Source organism: Paractinoplanes bogorensis, from assembly GCF_018829635.1.
Classification (GTDB): domain Bacteria; phylum Actinomycetota; class Actinomycetes; order Mycobacteriales; family Micromonosporaceae; genus Actinoplanes; species Actinoplanes bogorensis.
In genome coordinates, this window is the sequence record NZ_JAHKKG010000016.1 from 209,864 (window position 1) to 227,988 (window position 18,125).

The window sequence follows — 18,125 nt, forward strand, 5'->3', positions numbered from 1 at the left end:
ATGACCCACGTCCGCAATGCCGTCGTAACACCGGACAGCGACGATGCCCTGTGTCGACGGACAACGCACGTGCGGCGGCGGAGGACAGTCTCGAGGACTACGCCTTCCGCTACGTGCCGCGCACCTTCCGGCGGTGGAGCGCGGCCTCGGTCGGCGCGACCGCCCTCGGGTCCATCGCATTCCTCGCCGACTTCTCGATCGGCGCGAGCATCGGCATCGACCACGGCACCGACAACGCCGTGCTCGGCATCCTGTTCGCGTCGGTCATCATCCTCGTCGTGGGCGTCCCGGTCGCCTACTACGCCGCTCGCTACAACCTCGACCTCGACCTCATCGCCCGTGGCTCCGGATTCGGCTACTACGGCTCGATCATCACGACCGTGATCTTCGCCGGCTTCACCTGCATCTTCTTCGCTCTGGAGGGCGCCATCATGGCGCAGGGGCTGCAGGTGGCGACGGACCTGCCGTTGTGGCTCGGCTACCTCATCTCGACTGTCGTGGTGATCCCGATCGTCATCTACGGCATGCGTGCGCTGGAACGCCTGCAGTTCTGGACCACGCCCCTGTGGCTCGCCCTCGCCCTGCTGCCGCTGCTGTGGATCCTCGTCTCCGACCCCGAGGCGGTAGGCGCCTTCACGTCGTTCACCGGCAACTCCGACGGTTCGATCAGCTTCGGCGCGGTCGTCTCGAGTGCGGCCGTGTGCTTCGCCCTCACGCCACAGCTGGCCGAGCAGATCGACTATCTCCGAGCCATGCCCCCGCGTACGAGGTCGAACACCCGCTCGTGGTGGACGTCGTTCGTGTTCTCCGGTCCGGGCTGGGTCGTCTTCAGTGGCACCAAGCAGGTGATCGGGGTGTTCCTCGCCGTCTACCTGCTGGTGAAGGTCGATCCCGATCTCGGGCACCGCGCGACCGAGCCGGTCCAGCAGTTCGTCGGGATGTACCAGACCCTCATCCCCGACTGGCTCGCGATCATTCTCGCCGTCGTGCTCATCGTGGTCGCCCAGGTGAAGATCAACGTGACCAACGCCTACTCGGGCTCACTGGCGTGGTCGAACGTCTTCACCCGAGCCGCGAAGCACTACCCCGGGCGTACGGTATTCGTGCTGTTCAACCTCCTTATTGCGTACGTACTCATGATGTTGGACGTTTTTACTCTGATCACCTTCGTGCTGAGCCTGTACGCCAACGTCGTCATGGCGTGGCTCGTCACGATCGCCACCGACATCGCGATCAACAAATGGGTGCTGCGCATCTCGCCGCGCTACCCCGAGTTCCGGCGCGGCATGCTGCACGACTGGAATCCGGTCGGGCTGGTGTCGGTGGGGCTCGCGTCGACGCTGTCGCTGCTCGCGTTCGCCGGGCTGCTCGGCCCCGCCGTCAAGCCGTTCTCGGTGCTGATCGCGATCGGCGTCGCGATGGTCACCACGCCGGTCATGGCCGTCGCCACGCGGGGCCGCTACTACCTGCGCCGCCGCTCCGACGGCATCGACTCCCCGCGGTTCGACGCCGACGGCAACCCTTCCGGCGAGCGGCTCCGCTGCCACGTCACCGGGTATACCTTCGAGCGGCCGGATATGCTGGCCTCGGCGGAGAGAGGGCCGCACGGCCAGGTGCAGTACGTGTCGTCGCTGGCGCTCACCCTCGACGATTCTGACCAGTACGTGCTCCCGCCGGAAGTCACCGGGCCCCCGCGCTGGGCATCCCAACGACGTGGGGGGACGTGATGGAGGAGCCGGTCGACACCGCGACCGCGATTCTCGCGAGTGCTGTGGTGCTGCTGCGCGAGCGCATGTTCGACGACATCTCCTACCGTGCCCTGGCCGACGAGGTCGGCATCTCGGAGCGCACGATCTACCGCCAATACCCCACGCGCGCGCACCTGCTCGCCGCCCTCTCGAACTGGATCGAGCAGACCCGCTTCCCGCTGCCGCCGTTCGTGACCGTGTCCGATTTCCGCGCCGCCGTGCACGAGCGTTTCCGGGCTTTCGACACCCTTCCCGCGTACGCGTACGTCGGCGCCCGGGCGTCCGCGATCTCGCCCACCCTGAACACCGAACCGGCCTACATCACCCGCGCGATCGAGGCGATGCTCGAGGTGGCGGCGCCGACGCTCAACCGGCGCGACCAGCGGCGGGTCGCGGCTTCCCTGCGCTACTTCTCGTCGGCGATGTTCTGGGCCCGCCTGCGCACCGGCTTCGACCTGGACGCCGACGAGATCGGCGAGGCGTTCGACCGCGCCGTCGACACCGTGCTGGCCAAGCTCCCCGCGGCCACCTGGGCCGAACCGTGACTGTCCCCGAACTGAGCGGCACACAGGCGGCGATCCTGGCCGCGTACGCCGAACTGATCGAGGAACTCGGCAGCGACGACGTCTCGTACCGGGTCATCGCCCGACGGGCCGGCATCGCCGAGCGCACGGTCTTCCGCAACTACCCCACACGGGTCGACCTGCTGCTGGCCACCGCGGCGTGGATCGAGGCCACGCTGTTCGCCCGCGAGGAATCACACTCGATCTTCGACATCCCGTTGGCCATCCGCGACGCGATGAACCGCTACGACGAGCGCCCAGAGCTGGCGCACGTTGTCGCTGAGACCGCCATGCGCGGCGTGAGCGGAGCGGCCCCGTCGCCCGACCGAGCCCACCTCGAGCGCTTGCTGGACGCCGAGGTCCCGTCCCTCGACGCGGCCCAGCGCCGGGCGGTCATCGCGGCCCTGTCCCATCTCGACTCGGCCGGCACCTGGGTGACGTTCCGCCGCGAGTTCGGCATGGATCGCCGAGACATAGCCGACGCCGCCGCCTGGGCCGCCGAGGCCGTGCTGGACAACATCCGCGACCGGACTTCTTTCCGGCATTGATCTGAGTCAATGTCTTGAGCGACGTTACAAGTCTTTCTATTTTGCCGGCAAGGTGTGGACATAATCCCGCGCGGCTATTGTAAGACTTCGGTAAGGAGTATTGACTAATTCTCGCAACGCATTGACGCTCGTGCTCGCCACGATTCAGTCAATGGTCCGAAGGTGAGAACCCATGAAAGCAAAGGCGCGTACGGCGGCGTTGGTGGCCGCCATCCTCACCGCAACCCTGGCCGCACCGCCCGGCTCCGCGGCCGCCGCCATCCCGGACCCACCGGCCGGCTTCCGGCTGGTCTGGGGCTCCGACTTCACCGGGGCGGCCGGCACCGGAGTCGACACCTCGACCTGGAACTACGACACCGGGCCGGGCAGCAACTTCGGCACCGGCGAGATCGAGACCATGACGAGCAGCACCCGGAACGTCTACCGGGACGGCAACGGGCGCCTGGTGATCAAAGCCGTGCACTCCGGCACCGCCCCTCGGGCCGGCTGGACCTCCGGACGGATCAACACCAAGGCCACCTTCGACGTACCGGCCGGCGGCGTCCTGCTGGTCCGGGCCTCCCTCAAACAGCCCGACGTGAACCGGACCAACGGCGCCGGCTATTGGCCGGCCTTCTGGATGCTCGGCGGCTCGCTGCGCACCGGCACGCCCTGGCCGGGCTCGGGCGAGATCGACATCATGGAGGACATCAACGGCCGCAGCTCGGTGTTCGGCGCATTCCACTGCGGAACCAATCCCGGCGGACCCTGCAACGAGTCGACCGGCATCACCAGCGGCGAGCGGCCGTGCGGCGGATGCCAGACCGGCTTTCACACGTACGCCGTGCAGGTCGACCGATCGGTCAGCCCCGAACGGATCCGCTGGTACCGCGACGGCGTCAACTATTTCACCGTCACCGCCAACCAGGTGCCCGCGGCCACCTGGAATCAAGCCATCCACCACGGTTTCTTCATCATCCTCAACCTGGCCATCGGCGGCGGCTTCCCGGACGCATTCGGCGGCGGCCCGACCGCGGCCACGGTCGGTGGACGCGCCATGACCGTCGACTACGTCGCCGTCTACCGGAGGAACCCGTGATCATGAGAGCCACAAAGTTCCTGGCCGCCGTGGCGCTCGCCGCCGGTCTCGGCCTCTCCGCCCCCGCCCCCGCCTCGGCCGCCGACTTCTGGGGCCCCACCGGCGACATCCCGGCCGCCACCCGGGTCATGACCTTCAAGATCCTGAACCGCACCAACGGCAAGTACCCCGACAGCCAGGTCTTCTGGACGTTCAACGGCCAGACGCGCTCGATCGCCGCCCAGCGCTACATCGACGTCCCGGTCGTCAGCGCGGCCCGCATGTACTTCCACCTGGGCTCGGCCACCAGCCCGTACTCCGACTTCATCGAGCTCAACACGACCGCGTCCTGGATCGGCGTCAACACCACCCGGGTCGACGGCTTCGGGCTCAAACTGGCCCTGCGCGTGCACGTGCGCGGCGGCGGGGACACCACCGTGGGCGAGACCCAGGCCGTGTTCGGCCAGACCCGGGCGGCGACCTTCGCGGAATTCGTCACCAACATGCCGGCGCAATTCAAACATCTGGGTCAGGTGCAGGCGCCCTACCGCATCCCGGCGCCCAGCCAGGACGCCGCTTTCCGAGCGGGCGGGCAATACGCCAACTACTTCACCGCGTACGCCCGATCGGTGGGCCAAAATGCCTCCACCGCCGACATCTTCGCCTGCGCCGGCCCGCTCGCCCAGCAGGCGGCATTGTGCGGCGCCCTCAACCGCCACGTGGCCCACCTGCCGCAGGCACAGTGGACCGACACGAGCCGCTACTACCAGAATGCCCCGGCCAACTACTACGCACGGTTCTGGCACAACCACGCCATCAACCAAAAGGCATACGGCTTCCCGTACGACGATGCCGCCGACCAGTCCAGCTACATCGCCCGAAGCAACCCGCAGTACATGCTGATCGCGGTCGGCTGGTAGCCGCACCCATCGGCCTCGACGTTCCGGCGCGGGTCAGTGCATCATGGGTCACCTTGCGGGGCAGCCGGTGTGCCGAGCGCGGAAGGATCAACGCTATGAAGACGGACGAAAAGACCCTGAAGCGGGTCTACCGAATGCCGTTCTCCGCGGTGTATCCGCACTACATCGCGAAGGTGGAGCGCAAGGGCCGCACAAAAACCGAACTCCACCAGGTCATCACCTGGCTGACCGGCTTCGAGGACGCCGACATCGAACGTCACGTGGCGCAGGAGACCTCGTTCGAGGATTTCTTCGCAGACGCTCGCCTGAACTCCCATGCCCCGCTGATCACCGGCGTGGTGTGCGGCGTGCGGGTCGAAGAGATCGAAGATCCGGTGATGCAGAAGGTTCGCTACCTCGACAAGCTGGTCGACGAGCTGGCCCGAGGCAAGGCCATCGAGAAGATTCAGCGATCCTGACAGCTGTCGGCCCGGCCTGCTGCCCACCAAGGGCAGCAGGCCGCACCGGATCGGGTTTTATCCCGCCGGCGTTTCGTTCAGGCCGAGACCACGCAGGGCGTCGTCGCTGTTCGCGTTTCCGCGCAGCGCGGTCAAGGACTTCAAGCGTCCCAGCAGGGTCGTGGACGATGCGGGGCATTTCAGGTCTTGAATCGCCGACAGCGTCTTTTCGTAGCGTTGGATGCGGCTTTCGAGATCCGTTCCAGTCGGCAGGCTGCCGTTCTTGAGCGCGACCTGAGCGTTCACCTGGGCTTGGGTGGGTGGGCAGCGGCCGGGAACGTTGATCCCGGTGGGGCCGACGCGGTCGGCGGTCGCGTTCGGGTCGCCCGGGCTGAAGCCCAGCGCCGGCACCAGAGCGTTGATGTCAGCGGAGCCGGCTCCGGCGTTCCCCGTCGATCCGCCCGCGGCCGCGTCACCGGGTCCTGGGGCGGCGGCCCGGTCCGCCGGTGTTTCGTTCAGGCCGAGACCACGCAGGGCGGCATCGCTGTTCGCGTTTCCGCGCAGCGCGGTCAAAGACTTCAATCGCCCCAGCAAAGTCGTGGACGATGCGGGGCATTTCAGGTCTTGAATCGCCGACAGGGTCTTCTCGTAGCGTTGGATGCGGCTTTCGAGGTCCGTTCCAGTCGGCAGGCTGCCGTTCTTGAGCGCGACCTGCGCGTTCACCTGGGCCTGGGTGGGTGGGCAGCGGCCGGGAACGTTTACCCCGGTGGGGCCGACGCGGTCGGCGGTCGCGTTCGGGTCGCCCGGGCTGAAGCCCAGCGCCGGCACCAAAGCGTTGACGTCACCGGTCTCGGCGGCCTGACTCATCCCCGTGCCGACCGCGAGCGCCGACCCGAGCAGCGCCGCGGCGGCACCTACAATCACCAGCTTGCGCGTCCGGCTGCTGACTCCGCGTCGATAGCTGCTGACTCCGCGTCGATACATGCACGGCTCCTCTTCGTCTCAGTACTGCTTGTGCCGAGATATACGAGCAGCGATGGGCACCAGTTCATGACGCTGAGCAAGCGTTCCTTAAACATCCTTAAATGCAACGCCCGGGCCGTGCAGCCGCCAGCATCATCGCGCCCACGTCCAGGGGTCGGCAGCGAGCCCGCCACCATCACCGTGAACGCGAGCAGCTTGGCCTACCAGCCGGATAGCGGCGGCCCGAACACCGCGACGGGCACCGCGGCGGAGGCGAGAATCAGGCGGCTGGAGGACGCAAGCCCGACGTGGGCGCAACGGGCTCGAACGACCGCGCCCACCGTAACGTGGGTCCGGGGGCCGCCCCAGATATAACGAGCGGGCCGAACGTTGCACCATGCGAACCGCAACGTATTCGTTGCCAGCCGAGAGTTACCGAGCCCGAAGCGCAAGTGGATGGTGTAGTAGCCGCGGCGCGACGAGGCTAAGCCACGTTGAGCTGGATGTTTCCGATCCGTGCGACGATGTCGAGGTGGCCGCCCAGGCCGACGACGTAGGCGCGCAGGGAGTCGAGTCCGACGGCGTCGCCATTCTCGATCTGGCTGATGCGCGCCTGCGACAGTCCGGCGGCTTCGGCGAGCTGGGCCTGAGTCAGTCCGAGCTGTTGGCGGATCTCGGCCAGTTGGGCGCCGCTGACGGAGGCGAGCATCTGTTCCCGCATCTGCTGCCGCCGGGCCACGCGGTCGCTGTTGTCCCAGGTGGGGTCGGCCGCCCGAGCCTTGGCCTTCACGTCGCGCCAGTTGGATGCCTCGGTCATGACTCCTCCTTTGCCTTCAAGCTGGCCAGATGTTCAGCGAAGCCAGTGTCGGCCAACGGGATGGCTGCGTGATACCAGGTCTGCCACCGCCCTGACTTGTCCCCGGCGACCAGGAACACCGCCTCCCGAACCGGGTCGAACGCAAAGATCATCCGCACCTCAGTCGTCCCCCACGAACCCGGCCAAGTTCCTTCATGTTGTGGAACGTGCTGCCCTTCAACCGATCCACCAAGGGCCGGCCAAGCGCCGGCCCTTGCTCGGCCAGGACGTCGATCGCCTCCGATACGAGGTCCGCGGTAACCGGATCGGTCTCGCAGAGGCCGAGGAACCAAGCCTCAACCTCTGGGTGCAACCGCACTTCCCACATCGACCCAGTATAAGAACGACTTATATTGCCCGGACGCGGTCCGCCAGCCCCGCTGCTTCGGCGGTGACGGAACTGTCAATGCAGACGATGCAACCGGTCGCCGAACGTCAAATGAAGTTCACTGGGTCTCGGCACACAGGTGCCGAGACCCAGACTTCAAATCAGAGCATCGACCGGATCGGCGGCAACTCGAAGCGCATCGCAGAGGGGTTTCCGGCCGAAGGACGCAAGCCCGACGAAGGCGTGACCGCACCGCCCAGCGCCCCACCGTAACGTGGGGTCTGGGGGTCGCCCCCAGGTAATAACGAGTGGGGCGGGCGGGACTCGAACCCGCGACCGAGGGATTATGAGTCCCCTGCTCTAACCCACTGAGCTACCGCCCCTTACCGGCGGCGATCCTAACCCGTGCCGCACAGCCACAGCCAGCGATCTCCCGCGTCGAAGCTGCGGGAAAGCGCGTCCCGACCCCGAAGCGCCGACGATTCAGGCGTTGACCCGGGTTCCGAGCCAGGAAAGTACGGCGCCGGCCGTTCGCCAGCCGCCGGCCAGCGCGCCCTGGATGGACGGGCTGTCGCGGTGGTCGCCGGCTACGAACAGGCCCTCGCCCAGGTCGACCGGCTTGCGCAGCTGGGCCTGGGGGACGCGGGCGGACGGCAGCGCAAACGGGATCGCGATCTCCTCGAGCATCTCCCAGTCGTCCGTCGGTACGCCGTACAGGCGGGACAGTTCCACCCGGATCACCGTCTCGGAGGCGGGGGACGGGGCCGAAACGCCGACCACCGAGGCGGCGATCAGGGATTTGCCGGGCGGAGCGTATTCGGGCGCCGCGTTGGACAGGACGATCGTGTTGGCGATGATCTCGCGCCGGTCGCCGTCGAGGATCAGGGTGGGCTCGTCGATGGGGGCGTGGTCGGCGCCGAAGTAGAACGTCGTCAGGCCGTGCATGTCGGGGCGGGGGAGTTGCGGCAGTAGTTCGGAGGCGGAGCCGGGGTCGGTGGCCACGATCACCGAGCGGCAGTGGATCTCGCCGCCTTCGGTGACCACCCGGCCCGGTTCGACCGAGAGGGTGCGGGCGCCGATCAGCAGCTGCGGGTAGGGCAGCGGGCCGGCGATCGCCGCGGGCAGGGCCGCCATGCCGGCTGCGGGTACGCCCATTCGGCCGCGCGCGAAGGAGCGCAGCACCATCGCGAACACGTGGCTCGACGTGTCGAGGGAGCGGTCGCCGAAGACGCCGGACAGGAACGGGCGGATGACCTCTTCGATCATCCGGTGGGACAGGCCGGCCTTGCGCAGCATCTCCTGCGTCGTCGTCTCGCGCGCTTCGAGCAGCTTGGCCGCGGGCAGCGTCGCGCATTTGGTGGCGAGCGCGGCGAACTTGAGGCGGTCGCTGAGCGTGCCGACGCCCGAGGTGAGGGTCTGCGCGGCGGCGAGGGGCTCACGCACCGGGTTTTCCAGTCGGTGCAGTTCGCCGCCCCGCCGCACCAGCACGCCGGGCGTGAAGTAGCGCAGGTCGAGCGCTTCCACGTCGACCAGGGCGGGCAGCCGTGGGTAGGCCGTGTTGATCACCTGGAAGCCGCGGTCGAAGTGCCAGCCGTCCACGACGTCGGTCGCGACGCGGCCGCCGACCCGGTCGGAGGCTTCGACCAGCAGCCATTCCACGCCGGCGCGGTCGAGTCTGCGGGCAGCCGAGAGTCCGGCGAGACCGCCGCCGACGATGACGACGTCCACCTCGACAGGTTGCGACACGAGCACCTCACAGGGGACGAAACCAGGCGGTCCCAGCCTAACGGCGCCAGGTGATCACGGCACGAGAAACGGTCAGGGCAGGTAGGCGACCTCGGGGAAGGAGGGGGACGGCCCGTCGAGGAGCCGCTGCGGCCGCCCGCGCAGATGCTCGTCGAAGAACGCCACCGGATACGCCTGATCGATCCGCACCGCCCGGGCCGGATCGAGGTCCCCGATCCAGGTACGCAGTTCCGCGTCGCTCATGCCGGTGATCCGCGCGACCTGGGGCATGAGAACCTGCAGGTCCCCGTACGCCCCGTGGAGAGCCCCCGCCGCCCGTACGTTCAACCGCCAGCCCCGCAGCTGGTCCCAGAACTGGGCGATGGCCGGTTCCAGAGCCCGTGTGTACTCGGCCGTCATCATCATGAACGGCCGGTCGACGACGCCCGTCATCAGCGGCAGCATCGGCGCGTCGATGGCCAGCCCGGCCCGCACCCGCCGATCGGCCAGCATCACCCGCGCCGTCGCCGTCCCACCCTTGGACCAGCCGAACATCCCGATCCGCCCCAGATCGAGACGGTCGGACGGCCGCGAGAAGAGGTGATCGAGCACGAACCGCGCGTCCGCCTCGTACACGGCGGGCGTGAACGATCCTTCGACGGGCGTGACCACCCGTCCGTCCGGCAGCCGGCTGTACGCGTCGCCGAGGTGGTCGATCGCGAACACGACATAGCCCCGCGAGGCCAGTTCCTGCACGATGACCGAGCTGCCGTTGCGATGGTCCCGGGCTCCGTGCGAGAAGACCACGACAGGCGATTTCCCCGTACGCGCCCTCGGCGCCCCGATCCGCCCGGATGTGAGCGGCGTGGCGATGAGATCGGCCGGATAGCCGGCGTCGACGAGGTATTTCCGCAGCACCGCCGGCTCCATCCAGGGCGCCCGGGGAAGGCGCCCGGCGTCGCGGGCCGGATACCAGACGCCCACCATCAGTTCCCGGTGCCCGGCCTGTCCGGTGAACGGGTCGGGCCGGGACCGGTCGAGCAGGCGCAGCGCAGTCGTGCCGACCGGATAGGGCCCGGTCGGCCCGGGCAGGGTGAGCCGGGGCGGTGCGGCCGCAGCGGTGCCGGCCCCGAAAGGAGCGGTGGCCGCGGCGGCGCCGGCCCCGAACGGAACAGTGGCCGCGGCCGCGAGACCGGTCGCCAGAAGTCGCCGACGAGAGATGGACATGCGAGAGATGGACATATGAGCCTCCCCGTGATTCGTAGACCCCGAGGGTATACACCGGGTGTATAGAGGTCAATGAGAAAGCCCGGCACCGAAGTGCCGGGCTTCTCGTCAGGGAGACTCAGCAGGACAGATTGCCACCCGGGTCCACACCGAGGATCGAGGCGAACCGCTGGTACGCATCGATCCGGCTCTGCACCTGGGCCGGGTTGCCGCCGTTGCACTCCAGCGACCCGTTGATGCTCCGGATCGTCTCGCCGAAGCCGGCCCCGTTGACCATCGCGGCGTGCGGCGTCATCGAGCCCGGCCCGTTCTGGGTCATCCAGTACCAGAGCCCGGTCTGCCAGGCCACCGACGAGTCGTTCTTGACCAGGTCGGGGTTGTTGAGCAGGTCGATGCCGAGCGCGTCACCGGCCGCCTTGTAGTTGAAGTTCCAGCTCAGCTGGATCGGACCGCGCCCGTGGTACGCGGACTGACCGGCCGGGCACCCGTACGGCTGAGCGGAGTCGCAGTAGAGCGGCCAGTTCGCCTGGTTCAGCTCCTCGACGTAGACCAGCCCGCCCGACTCGTGGTTGATGTTGGCCAGGAAGGCGGCCGCTTCGCGCTTCTGCACGTCCTCGCCGCCGGTCCCGGTGAACTCCGGGAACTTGTTCATGGCGTCGATCAGGCCCGAGTACGAGTAGAAGTCGATCCGGTTCGGGAACATCTCCTGGAACTGGGCCTCGGACACGGGCAGGGTGGCCGCCGAGGCGCTGGTGCCGGTGATCAGTGCGGCCACGCCGGCGGTGAGAGCCAGGGCAGCGGCAATGAGACGACGCTTCATGATCACGCTCCGATGTTCAGGTCGACGCAGGCGTAGAACGCCATCGCGGTGTCGGCCACGTTCCAGCGGGCCAGGACGGTCTGCGGGCCGGTGAAGCCCTGCATGTTCACGGTGTGGGTCTTGGTGGCGCCGGGCTGCGCGCCGCCGTCGTCGAACGACGCCAGCAGCGTGTCGCCGATGAAGTACTCCCACGTGGTGGTCGAGTGCCGGGCCGTGAGCACCCAGTCGAACGTCACCGACTGCCCGGCCGTGGCGCGCGGCCACGCCTTGCTGTTGTCGTTGAGCACGGCGAACCGGGACCCGCCGCCGTTGCAGTCCTTCGAACCCTTGGCCGCTTCGACGCTCTGCGGCTCGTACTGGACGTCACCGCAGTCGGCGACCGCACCGCTGGCGCAGTTGGCCTGCCGAGAGGGCGGGGATGAGATGTAGCCGTGCGCCGAGGCGGGGGAGATGCCCACGGTCAGGGCGGCCACAGTGGCGCCGACGGTCAGGGCCGGGAGTGCGAACTTCTTTTTCAAGAGAGGACTCCTTCGCTGAAGGCTCGAGGCGTGCAGGGCCGCACGCTTGTCGAGAGGGGGCTCAGGTGAAGGGAGGGGCTCGGGGGCGCGTAAAGGCCCCCGAGCGGTAGCTCAGTTGAAGAGATGGGGCTCGGGGGCGCGCAAAGGCCGCACGCCCCCGAGCGGTAGCTCAGTTGAAGGGGGAGAGGTTGATGCTGATCGACGTCGGGTCGCCACTGTGCACGAGCGACTCCTGGTTGGCCACGTCGTCGAAGGCGAACGCGTACGCCTTGCCGTCGGCCATGTTCTCGTGGATCAACTTGCCGTACAGGTTGGCCGGGTCGTTCTGATAGAACGTGCCCGGGTCGGTGCTGGGCTCGACGTCCTGCGTGCCCAGGGTGCCGCGGAACAGCGCCGCGCACAGGCTGCGCGCGATCGGCCCGACGACCAGGTCGTTCGGGGCCCCGAGGTTGCCGTCGCAGCCCCAGACGTTCGACGAGGTCGGCTTGTTGAAGCTGGCCACCTGCGCGCCGGTGGAGTCGGTGAAGTTCATGACGTCACCGCTCGTACGGCCGGTGAAGATCTTGTCGGGCTGCTCGGCGAACGGCTTGACCGTCAGGTCCTTGCCCGCATACGCGGCCCAGGCCCGGTCGATGTAGCCGCCCAGGTAGTCCGGGTTGAAGCCACCGGCGTCGGCACCCTTGCCCGGCGCGAGCACGCGCAGCACGGTTCCGTCGCCGCGGGTCTGCACCAGCTTGGCGAACTCGGGGTCGGCCTTCATACCGTCGACGACCGCGGTGTGGCCGCCCGGCTTGAGCTCACCGGTCTTGAGCGTCTGGCCGTCCGAGCCGGTCACGCTGACCGAGTGCGGCACGGCGAACATGTCCACCTGCGAGCTGTTCAGCCACACACCGGAGTCGTTGTAGGTGAACTCGCTCCAGTCGAACAGGACGTCCCGGCTCGGGTCGCCGCCGGCCCACGGCGCGGGCTGCACCAGGCCACCGGTCTCCGAGATGCGGAAGTCGAGCTTGTCCCCGAACGACATGTACATCCGGCCGGACAGGCCCTTCGGCACCTGGAGGGTCTTGCTGGCACCCTGCGCGGGCCCGTCGATCGCCACGTCCGGCGCCGGCGTGGGCGGACTGCCCCCGGCCGGCCAGGCGGTGAAGGTGCCGCCCTCGTTGACGTAGCCGAGCTTGCCGCCGGACTCGCCGAGCACGTAGAGGTGCACGGCCTCGCTCCGGCCGGAGTCGTTGGTGACGGTCAGGGGGAGCAGATCCGGTCCCGCCGCGAAAGCGTTCGGGACGACACCCACGGCTGCGGCGATCGCAACGGTCGCCACACCGGAGACGAGCAGGGATTTGCGATTCAGTCGCATAGGCACTCCACAGTCCAGCCCCGTATTGGTGCGGGCCCGGCGTACCGGTAGGGATCCCGCACCGGCCGGAATGCTTCGGGGGCGGACATGGAAGGGGGGCGCATCCCGGCCGTGACGCTCAGTGCGTAGAGCGCTCTCTAAGCACTGTTCCCCGCCTGTTCGACCGTGTCAATCGATGACCATCACGCCATAGCACAGTTTCTCAGGCGCGCAATTCGACCCTGTTCACGCAGGTCGGGGGTGCCCGTTGAACTTTCGGGAAGGAATGTTCACGAAAGGGCAAGGCCACGCTCCGTGACTCCATTAACACACCCCCGACCCCCTTTTCCCGTACGGGCGTGAGCCGTCCCCGGTGCTTTTGTTCAACGTCTTTCCCCGTACGGGAATCAGCCCTGCCCCTGCTTCAGAAAACCTTCACGCCCGTACCGGAAACGCTGTGTCCTTTATTGATTTCCCGCGCGCGCGGGAAGCGGGTTGAAGCGCGAGTACTCCGGTTCGGTCCAGCGCAGCGGCGACGCGTGGTCGATGCGGACGACGCGTTCGACGGTGAAGTCGACCAGGCGTTGGGCACCCGGAACGGCCGCGGCGTGCGCCGGATCCCAGTCGACGACCGCCGTGCCGGTGAGGTGCGTCAGCGTGCCGGTGGACCAGTCCGGCAGCAGCAGCCCGGCACGCGGGTTGACCTCGAGGTTGCCGAACGTGTTGAACATCGAGTTGCCCACGTAGTCGGGCCAGCGCAGCCGGGTCGGGCTCAGCGCGCGTAGAAAGCCCGGATTGCCCCCGCGGTGCGAGGCGTCCGCGTTGCCTTCCGGGTCGGCGGTGGCCACGAAGAAGGTGTCGGTGGCGTTGATGAACCCCATCTCGCCCGCGGTGAGCCGGGTGCCGAGGCGGGGGACGCCGGGCGGGACGTCGTCGCGGACGGGCACCCGCCGCTGGATGTATTTCGGGCAGTTGGGATAGATCTGGGCGAGCTCGATCCGCAGTCCGTCGCTCGCCGGCCGGGCCGTGCCGTTCATCCGGATGCGGCGCCTGGTGCCGGGTTCGATCGCGATCAGGCCGACCCGGGCCGGTCCGGCGAGCACGTCGTGCAGCGGATCGGTCGCCGCCGGCGCCGCGGCCACCGTGATCGTCGAGCGCCCGGTGACCGTGATGAAGCCCGGTTCGCCGGTCAGCAGCGTGGCCCACGGTGCGCCGTTCCGATCGACTGCCCCGACGACCAGCATCGGCTGCTCGGCCAGGAACGCCCGGCCCGCCCGCGGCATCTCGTCGTTGATCAGCACCGACACGTGGGCGGCCTCGTCGAGCAGCCCGGCCCGCTGCTGCGCGATCAGTTCACCGCGGTGATAAGGCGTCATGCCCGTCCCCGTCACGTTCGTCTCCTAACCTTAGAAACTCAATTTAGCGGTTAGGTGATGGCGCTGCAACCAGTGAACGGCGTTTGACCGGTTAGACTGAGTGACGTGACCGACCCTCGCCCCCTGACCGGGGAGCCCCTGCCGCTCGACCTGGTCAACACGCGCTGGAGCGACGACGACGGCGCGTACGACCTGTTCGATCTCCCCGGCGGGCTGGGCATCTGGCTGTCCTCGGCCGGCCTGGCGGGCTCGGTGCCCGAGTCGCCCGAGACCCTGGACGCGCTGCGGCAGACCCGGGCCGCGCTGTTCGGGCTGATGCAGCCCGAGCCGGCCACCCACGAGATGCTCAACGAGACGCTGCGCCACGGCCGGATCGTTCGCCTGCTGACCGAGGACGGCCCGCAGGCCATCACTGAGACTGACACTCCGGCCTGGCGTGCCTCGTGGCTGGCGGCCGAGCACTACCTGCGGTTGCTGGAGGAGAACCCGTCCCGCATCCGCAAGTGCGCCAATCCGGTCTGCCCGCTGCGCTTCTACGACGTCTCGAAGTCGGGCGCCCGGCGCTGGTGCTCGATGGCCTCGTGTGGCAACCGATCCAAGTCCCGCACCCACTACCGCCGGCACAGTCGGTGAAGCTGCGTTCCTGAGCAACCGGAATGCCCCATGAACAACTGACAACTGCGTCGAAGGCTGGCAACGTGATGGGGTGACCCGCGACGCCCTGGGCCGTCTGCGCCTGTTGTTCCTGCTCACCCTGCTCCTCGGCAGCGTGTTCGCGCTCTTCCAGATGCGTGGCGACGGCCCGTACGCCCTCACTACCGCCACCGGGGTGCTGACCGGGCTTCTTCTGCTCCGGCTGGCCGAGTTCCGGACCGGCCGGCTCGTGCCGGCCTGGGTTGATCTGCTGGAACTGGCCGGGGCGGCGGCGATGCTCAGCATGGCGGCCAAGATGGACCCGGTGCTCGGGGTCGCCTTCTTCTCCTTGCTGTCACGGGCCGCCACCGGCCGGCTGCGCCGCCTGCTGCCCCTGCTGGCCGGCTATCTGGTGGTGTTCACAGCCGGCTCGCTGCTGCTGCACATCCCGGCCCTGTACGGCGCGTACGGCGGGATGGTGATTGTGCCCTTGCTGGTTTTCGGCATGCGGCTGCTGCTTCTGCGGTTGCGCGCGGAACAGCAGAAGCACACCCGGATGATCGGCGAGGTGCTGAGCCGGCTGCCGCTGCCGGTCCTGGTGACCGGCTCGGAGGGCGAGGTGTTGCTGACCAACCCGGCCGCCACCGAGCTGATCGGCCCGCTCGACGAACTGCGCGCGACGCTGTCCGACGGCACCCCGGTCGACCCACGCCGGATGCGGCCCGGCGAGTCCGGCCTCGAGTTGCGGCTGACCCGCGGGGACAGCCAGGTGCTGCAGGTGGTGGCCGAGACGGTGCTGACCGAGCACGGAACGATCGTGGCGCTTCAGGACGTCACCGCGCAGCGGGGATACGAGGAACGACTGGAGTACGTCGCCTATCACGACTCGCTGACCGGGCTGCCGAACCGGGCGCAGCTGTGGCGCCGCCTGGCTGAGGTGGCCGACCGCCCGTACTCGATGTTGCTGGTCGACCTCGACGGCTTCAAGCAGGTCAACGACACGCTGGGACACCTGGCCGGCGACGAGCTGCTGTGCTTCGTGGCCGAGCGGCTACGCGCGGCGTGTGGCCCGACCGCAACCGTGGCCCGGCTCGGCGGCGACGAGTTCGCGGTGCTCCTGCCGGACGCCGACGAGCACGCTGCCCGCACCGTCGCCGATGCCGTGCGCAGCTCTTTCCACCAGGACGTCCACCTGACCACCGGCCCGGTCCGCGTAGGCGGAAGCCTCGGCACAGCCGTAGCCACCCCCAACTGCACCCCCGACGAGGTCCTGGCCACCGCAGACGCAGCAATGTACGCCAACAAACACGCCCGCCTACCCTAGGCCCGTCACTCCCAGACCCCACGAGCCATCGCGTGCCGGCCGTTGTTCCGTTCCGAGCCCCACGACGCGCGGAGCGCGAGCCCACCTGTGTCGGCCGTTGTTCCGAAGCGCGAGCCCACCGCCTGCCGGCCGTTGTTCCGAAGCGCGAGCCCACCGCGTGCCGGCTGTTGTTCCGAAGCGCGAGCCCACCGCGTGCCGGCTGTTGTTCCGAAGCGCGAGCCCACCGCGTGCCGGCTGTTGTTCCGAAGCGCGAGCCCACCGCGTGCCCGCCGCCGTACCACTCAGCGCCACCACCGGAACGTGGGGTCTGGGGGCTCGGCCCCCAGGTAAGAAACAGAGCGAGGCCCCAGTCTGCGCACTCCGCAGACAGGGGCCTCCGACTCGCTCCCCCGATTGGACTCGAACCAATAACCTGCCGGAATTGACAGACAATAGCTTCTTTGCCTGATTGAAGCCGCCAATAAAGGCTCTGAGCTGCAACGTCAGACCGGCGTCCTGCTCGACATTGATCGTCGTTTCTCGACATTGCGCATCGTTAAAGGTGAGTAATTTCGGGGGTTCTCATGGCGCGGCCGCCACTGGCGATCGGCACCGCAGGCAAAATCAAAGTCACCGGAGCGGGCGCGGCTTGGCGCGCTCGCTGCCGCTTCCGTGACTACGACGGCGTGGTCCGCGCGATGGAACGCAACGGCACCACCAAGTCAGGCGCCGAACGTGCGCTGAAGGAAGCGGTCCGCGACCGGGTCCGCGTCGATCCGACCGCCGAGATCAACCCGGACACCAAACTCAGCATCGTCGCCGAAGCCTGGTGGGCCGGCTTCTCCCTAAGCGACAAGTCACCCGGCACCAAGCGGATCTACCGAGAACGTCTCGACGCGCAGATCATCCCGTCGGTCGGCAACATCCGCTGCCGCGAACTCTCCGTCGGCACCGCCGAACGCTTCCTCCGCGCCGTCGAAGCCAAACACGGACCCGCACTCACCAAGACCGCCCGGTCGGTGTTGAGCAACGTCTGCTCCTACGCAGCCCGCCTCGACGCGATGACCCGCAACCCGGTCCGCGACACCTCACCGATCAGCGTGAAACCCAAGAAGGGCAAGCCCCGAGCCCTCACCGCCGCCGGCGTCCGGCAACTACGCGCCTACGTCACCTACGACCAGGTCGCACGCCGCCGAGACATACCCGACCTGATCGACATCATGGCCGCCACCGGCATGCGCGTCGGAGAAGCCCTCGCCCTCGTCTGGGACGCCGTCAACCTCGATGCCAAGACCGTCGAAGTCCGCGGCACCGTCATCCGCATCAAGGGTGCTGGTCTGATCATCAAGCCCGAACCGAAGACCGAAGCCGGCTACCGCACCCTGATCCTGCCCGACTGGGCCATCACCGTCCTCCGCACCCGCCGCCACCAGGAAGCCCTCAACTTCGGCGAACTCGGCCTCGTCTTCCCATCCGCGGTCGGCACACTGCGCGACCCCTCCAACGTCGACCACCAGATCAAAGACGCCTTCGTCTACGCTGGACTGCCCGATCTCACGTCGCACGTTCTCCGCAAGACCGTCGCCACCCTCATGGACGAAGCAGGACTGACCGCACGCCAGGCAGCCGACCAGCTCGGACACGCTAAAGTCAGCATGACCCAGGACACCTACTTCGCCCGCAAGACCCTCGACACAGGCGCAGCCAAAGCCCTCGACATCCTGGCCTTCGAGAACGCGTAGCGATTACTTCCTGATTAATTGGTTC

General features: G+C 68.1%; 16 protein-coding genes, 1 tRNA gene and 2 pseudogenes. 9 read left to right on the forward strand and 10 right to left on the reverse strand.

Annotated elements, in window-relative coordinates:
* Window positions 1-50: 50 nt before the first annotated feature.
* The 6 genes from KOI35_RS41005 to KOI35_RS41030 all read left to right on the forward strand — a co-directional run bounded on the left by KOI35_RS41005 (window position 51) and on the right by KOI35_RS41030 (window position 5,294).
* Complete coding sequence (locus KOI35_RS41005; RefSeq protein ID WP_215795110.1) at window positions 51-1,727, forward strand: purine-cytosine permease family protein; 1,677 nt, start codon at window positions 51-53, stop codon at window positions 1,725-1,727.
* Window positions 1,727-2,293 carry a TetR/AcrR family transcriptional regulator gene (locus tag KOI35_RS41010; protein WP_215795112.1) on the forward strand — a complete coding sequence of 189 codons (567 nt, stop codon included), beginning with the start codon at window positions 1,727-1,729 and terminating at the stop codon, window positions 2,291-2,293. Before KOI35_RS41005 ends, KOI35_RS41010 begins: the two co-directional genes overlap by 1 nt.
* Window positions 2,290-2,859, forward strand: a complete 570-nt coding sequence (locus KOI35_RS41015; RefSeq protein ID WP_215795114.1) for a TetR/AcrR family transcriptional regulator — start codon at window positions 2,290-2,292, stop codon at window positions 2,857-2,859. The genes KOI35_RS41010 and KOI35_RS41015 overlap by 4 nt, the downstream gene beginning before the upstream one ends.
* A gap of 172 nt (window positions 2,860-3,031) precedes the next feature.
* Complete coding sequence (locus KOI35_RS41020; protein WP_215795116.1) at window positions 3,032-3,937, forward strand: glycoside hydrolase family 16 protein; 906 nt, start codon at window positions 3,032-3,034, stop codon at window positions 3,935-3,937.
* A gap of 2 nt (window positions 3,938-3,939) precedes the next feature.
* Complete coding sequence (locus KOI35_RS41025) at window positions 3,940-4,836, forward strand: glycoside hydrolase family 64 protein (protein ID WP_215795118.1); 897 nt, start codon at window positions 3,940-3,942, stop codon at window positions 4,834-4,836.
* Between the two features lie 95 nt (window positions 4,837-4,931).
* Complete coding sequence (locus tag KOI35_RS41030) at window positions 4,932-5,294, forward strand: DUF2200 domain-containing protein (protein WP_215795120.1); 363 nt, start codon at window positions 4,932-4,934, stop codon at window positions 5,292-5,294.
* A gap of 57 nt (window positions 5,295-5,351) precedes the next feature.
* Here the strand turns inward: KOI35_RS41030 and KOI35_RS41035 are convergent, their stop codons facing one another.
* From KOI35_RS41035 to KOI35_RS41080, 10 genes and pseudogenes are all read right to left on the reverse strand, one after another.
* Window positions 5,352-6,257 (reverse strand): hypothetical protein, encoded by a 906-nt coding sequence (locus tag KOI35_RS41035; protein ID WP_215795122.1) that lies wholly within the window; start codon window positions 6,255-6,257, stop codon window positions 5,352-5,354.
* Window positions 6,258-6,720: 463 nt separating this feature from the next.
* On the reverse strand, window positions 6,721-7,053 hold the full coding sequence (locus tag KOI35_RS41040) for a helix-turn-helix domain-containing protein (RefSeq protein ID WP_215795124.1): 333 nt from the start codon (window positions 7,051-7,053) through the stop codon (window positions 6,721-6,723).
* Window positions 7,050-7,205, reverse strand: coding sequence for a hypothetical protein (locus KOI35_RS48050; RefSeq protein WP_246614585.1), 156 nt, complete (start codon window positions 7,203-7,205; stop codon window positions 7,050-7,052). The genes KOI35_RS41040 and KOI35_RS48050 overlap by 4 nt, the downstream gene beginning before the upstream one ends.
* Window positions 7,206-7,729: 524 nt before the next feature.
* Window positions 7,730-7,803, reverse strand: a tRNA-Ile gene (locus tag KOI35_RS41050).
* A gap of 100 nt (window positions 7,804-7,903) precedes the next feature.
* Window positions 7,904-9,166 (reverse strand): NAD(P)/FAD-dependent oxidoreductase, encoded by a 1,263-nt coding sequence (locus tag KOI35_RS41055; RefSeq protein WP_215795126.1) that lies wholly within the window; start codon window positions 9,164-9,166, stop codon window positions 7,904-7,906.
* A gap of 72 nt (window positions 9,167-9,238) precedes the next feature.
* A complete protein-coding gene (locus KOI35_RS41060; RefSeq protein WP_215795128.1) occupies window positions 9,239-10,372 on the reverse strand; it encodes an alpha/beta hydrolase family protein in 1,134 nt (377 codons plus the stop codon).
* A gap of 118 nt (window positions 10,373-10,490) precedes the next feature.
* Window positions 10,491-11,099, reverse strand: a pseudogene (locus KOI35_RS41065) (chitinase); the annotation flags it as partial.
* A 104-nt stretch (window positions 11,100-11,203) separates the two neighbouring features.
* Window positions 11,204-11,710: pseudogene (locus KOI35_RS41070) on the reverse strand (lytic polysaccharide monooxygenase auxiliary activity family 9 protein); the annotation flags it as partial.
* 169 nt (window positions 11,711-11,879) lie between these two features.
* Complete coding sequence (locus KOI35_RS41075; RefSeq protein ID WP_215795135.1) at window positions 11,880-13,067, reverse strand: beta-1,3-glucanase family protein; 1,188 nt, start codon at window positions 13,065-13,067, stop codon at window positions 11,880-11,882.
* Window positions 13,068-13,510: 443 nt separating this feature from the next.
* Window positions 13,511-14,422, reverse strand: coding sequence for a pyridoxamine 5'-phosphate oxidase family protein (locus tag KOI35_RS41080; RefSeq protein WP_215795138.1), 912 nt, complete (start codon window positions 14,420-14,422; stop codon window positions 13,511-13,513).
* A 105-nt stretch (window positions 14,423-14,527) separates the two neighbouring features.
* On the opposite strand from KOI35_RS41080, the gene KOI35_RS41085 reads away from it, so the two are divergent.
* The 3 genes from KOI35_RS41085 to KOI35_RS41095 all read left to right on the forward strand — a co-directional run bounded on the left by KOI35_RS41085 (window position 14,528) and on the right by KOI35_RS41095 (window position 18,100).
* Window positions 14,528-15,055 (forward strand): CGNR zinc finger domain-containing protein, encoded by a 528-nt coding sequence (locus KOI35_RS41085; protein ID WP_215795140.1) that lies wholly within the window; start codon window positions 14,528-14,530, stop codon window positions 15,053-15,055.
* Window positions 15,056-15,128: 73 nt separating this feature from the next.
* Window positions 15,129-16,379, forward strand: coding sequence for a GGDEF domain-containing protein (locus tag KOI35_RS49185; protein WP_308121377.1), 1,251 nt, complete (start codon window positions 15,129-15,131; stop codon window positions 16,377-16,379).
* A gap of 563 nt (window positions 16,380-16,942) precedes the next feature.
* Entirely contained in the window at window positions 16,943-18,100 is a 1,158-nt protein-coding gene (locus tag KOI35_RS41095) for a site-specific integrase (RefSeq protein ID WP_215795142.1), read from the forward strand.
* Window positions 18,101-18,125 lie beyond the last annotated feature (25 nt).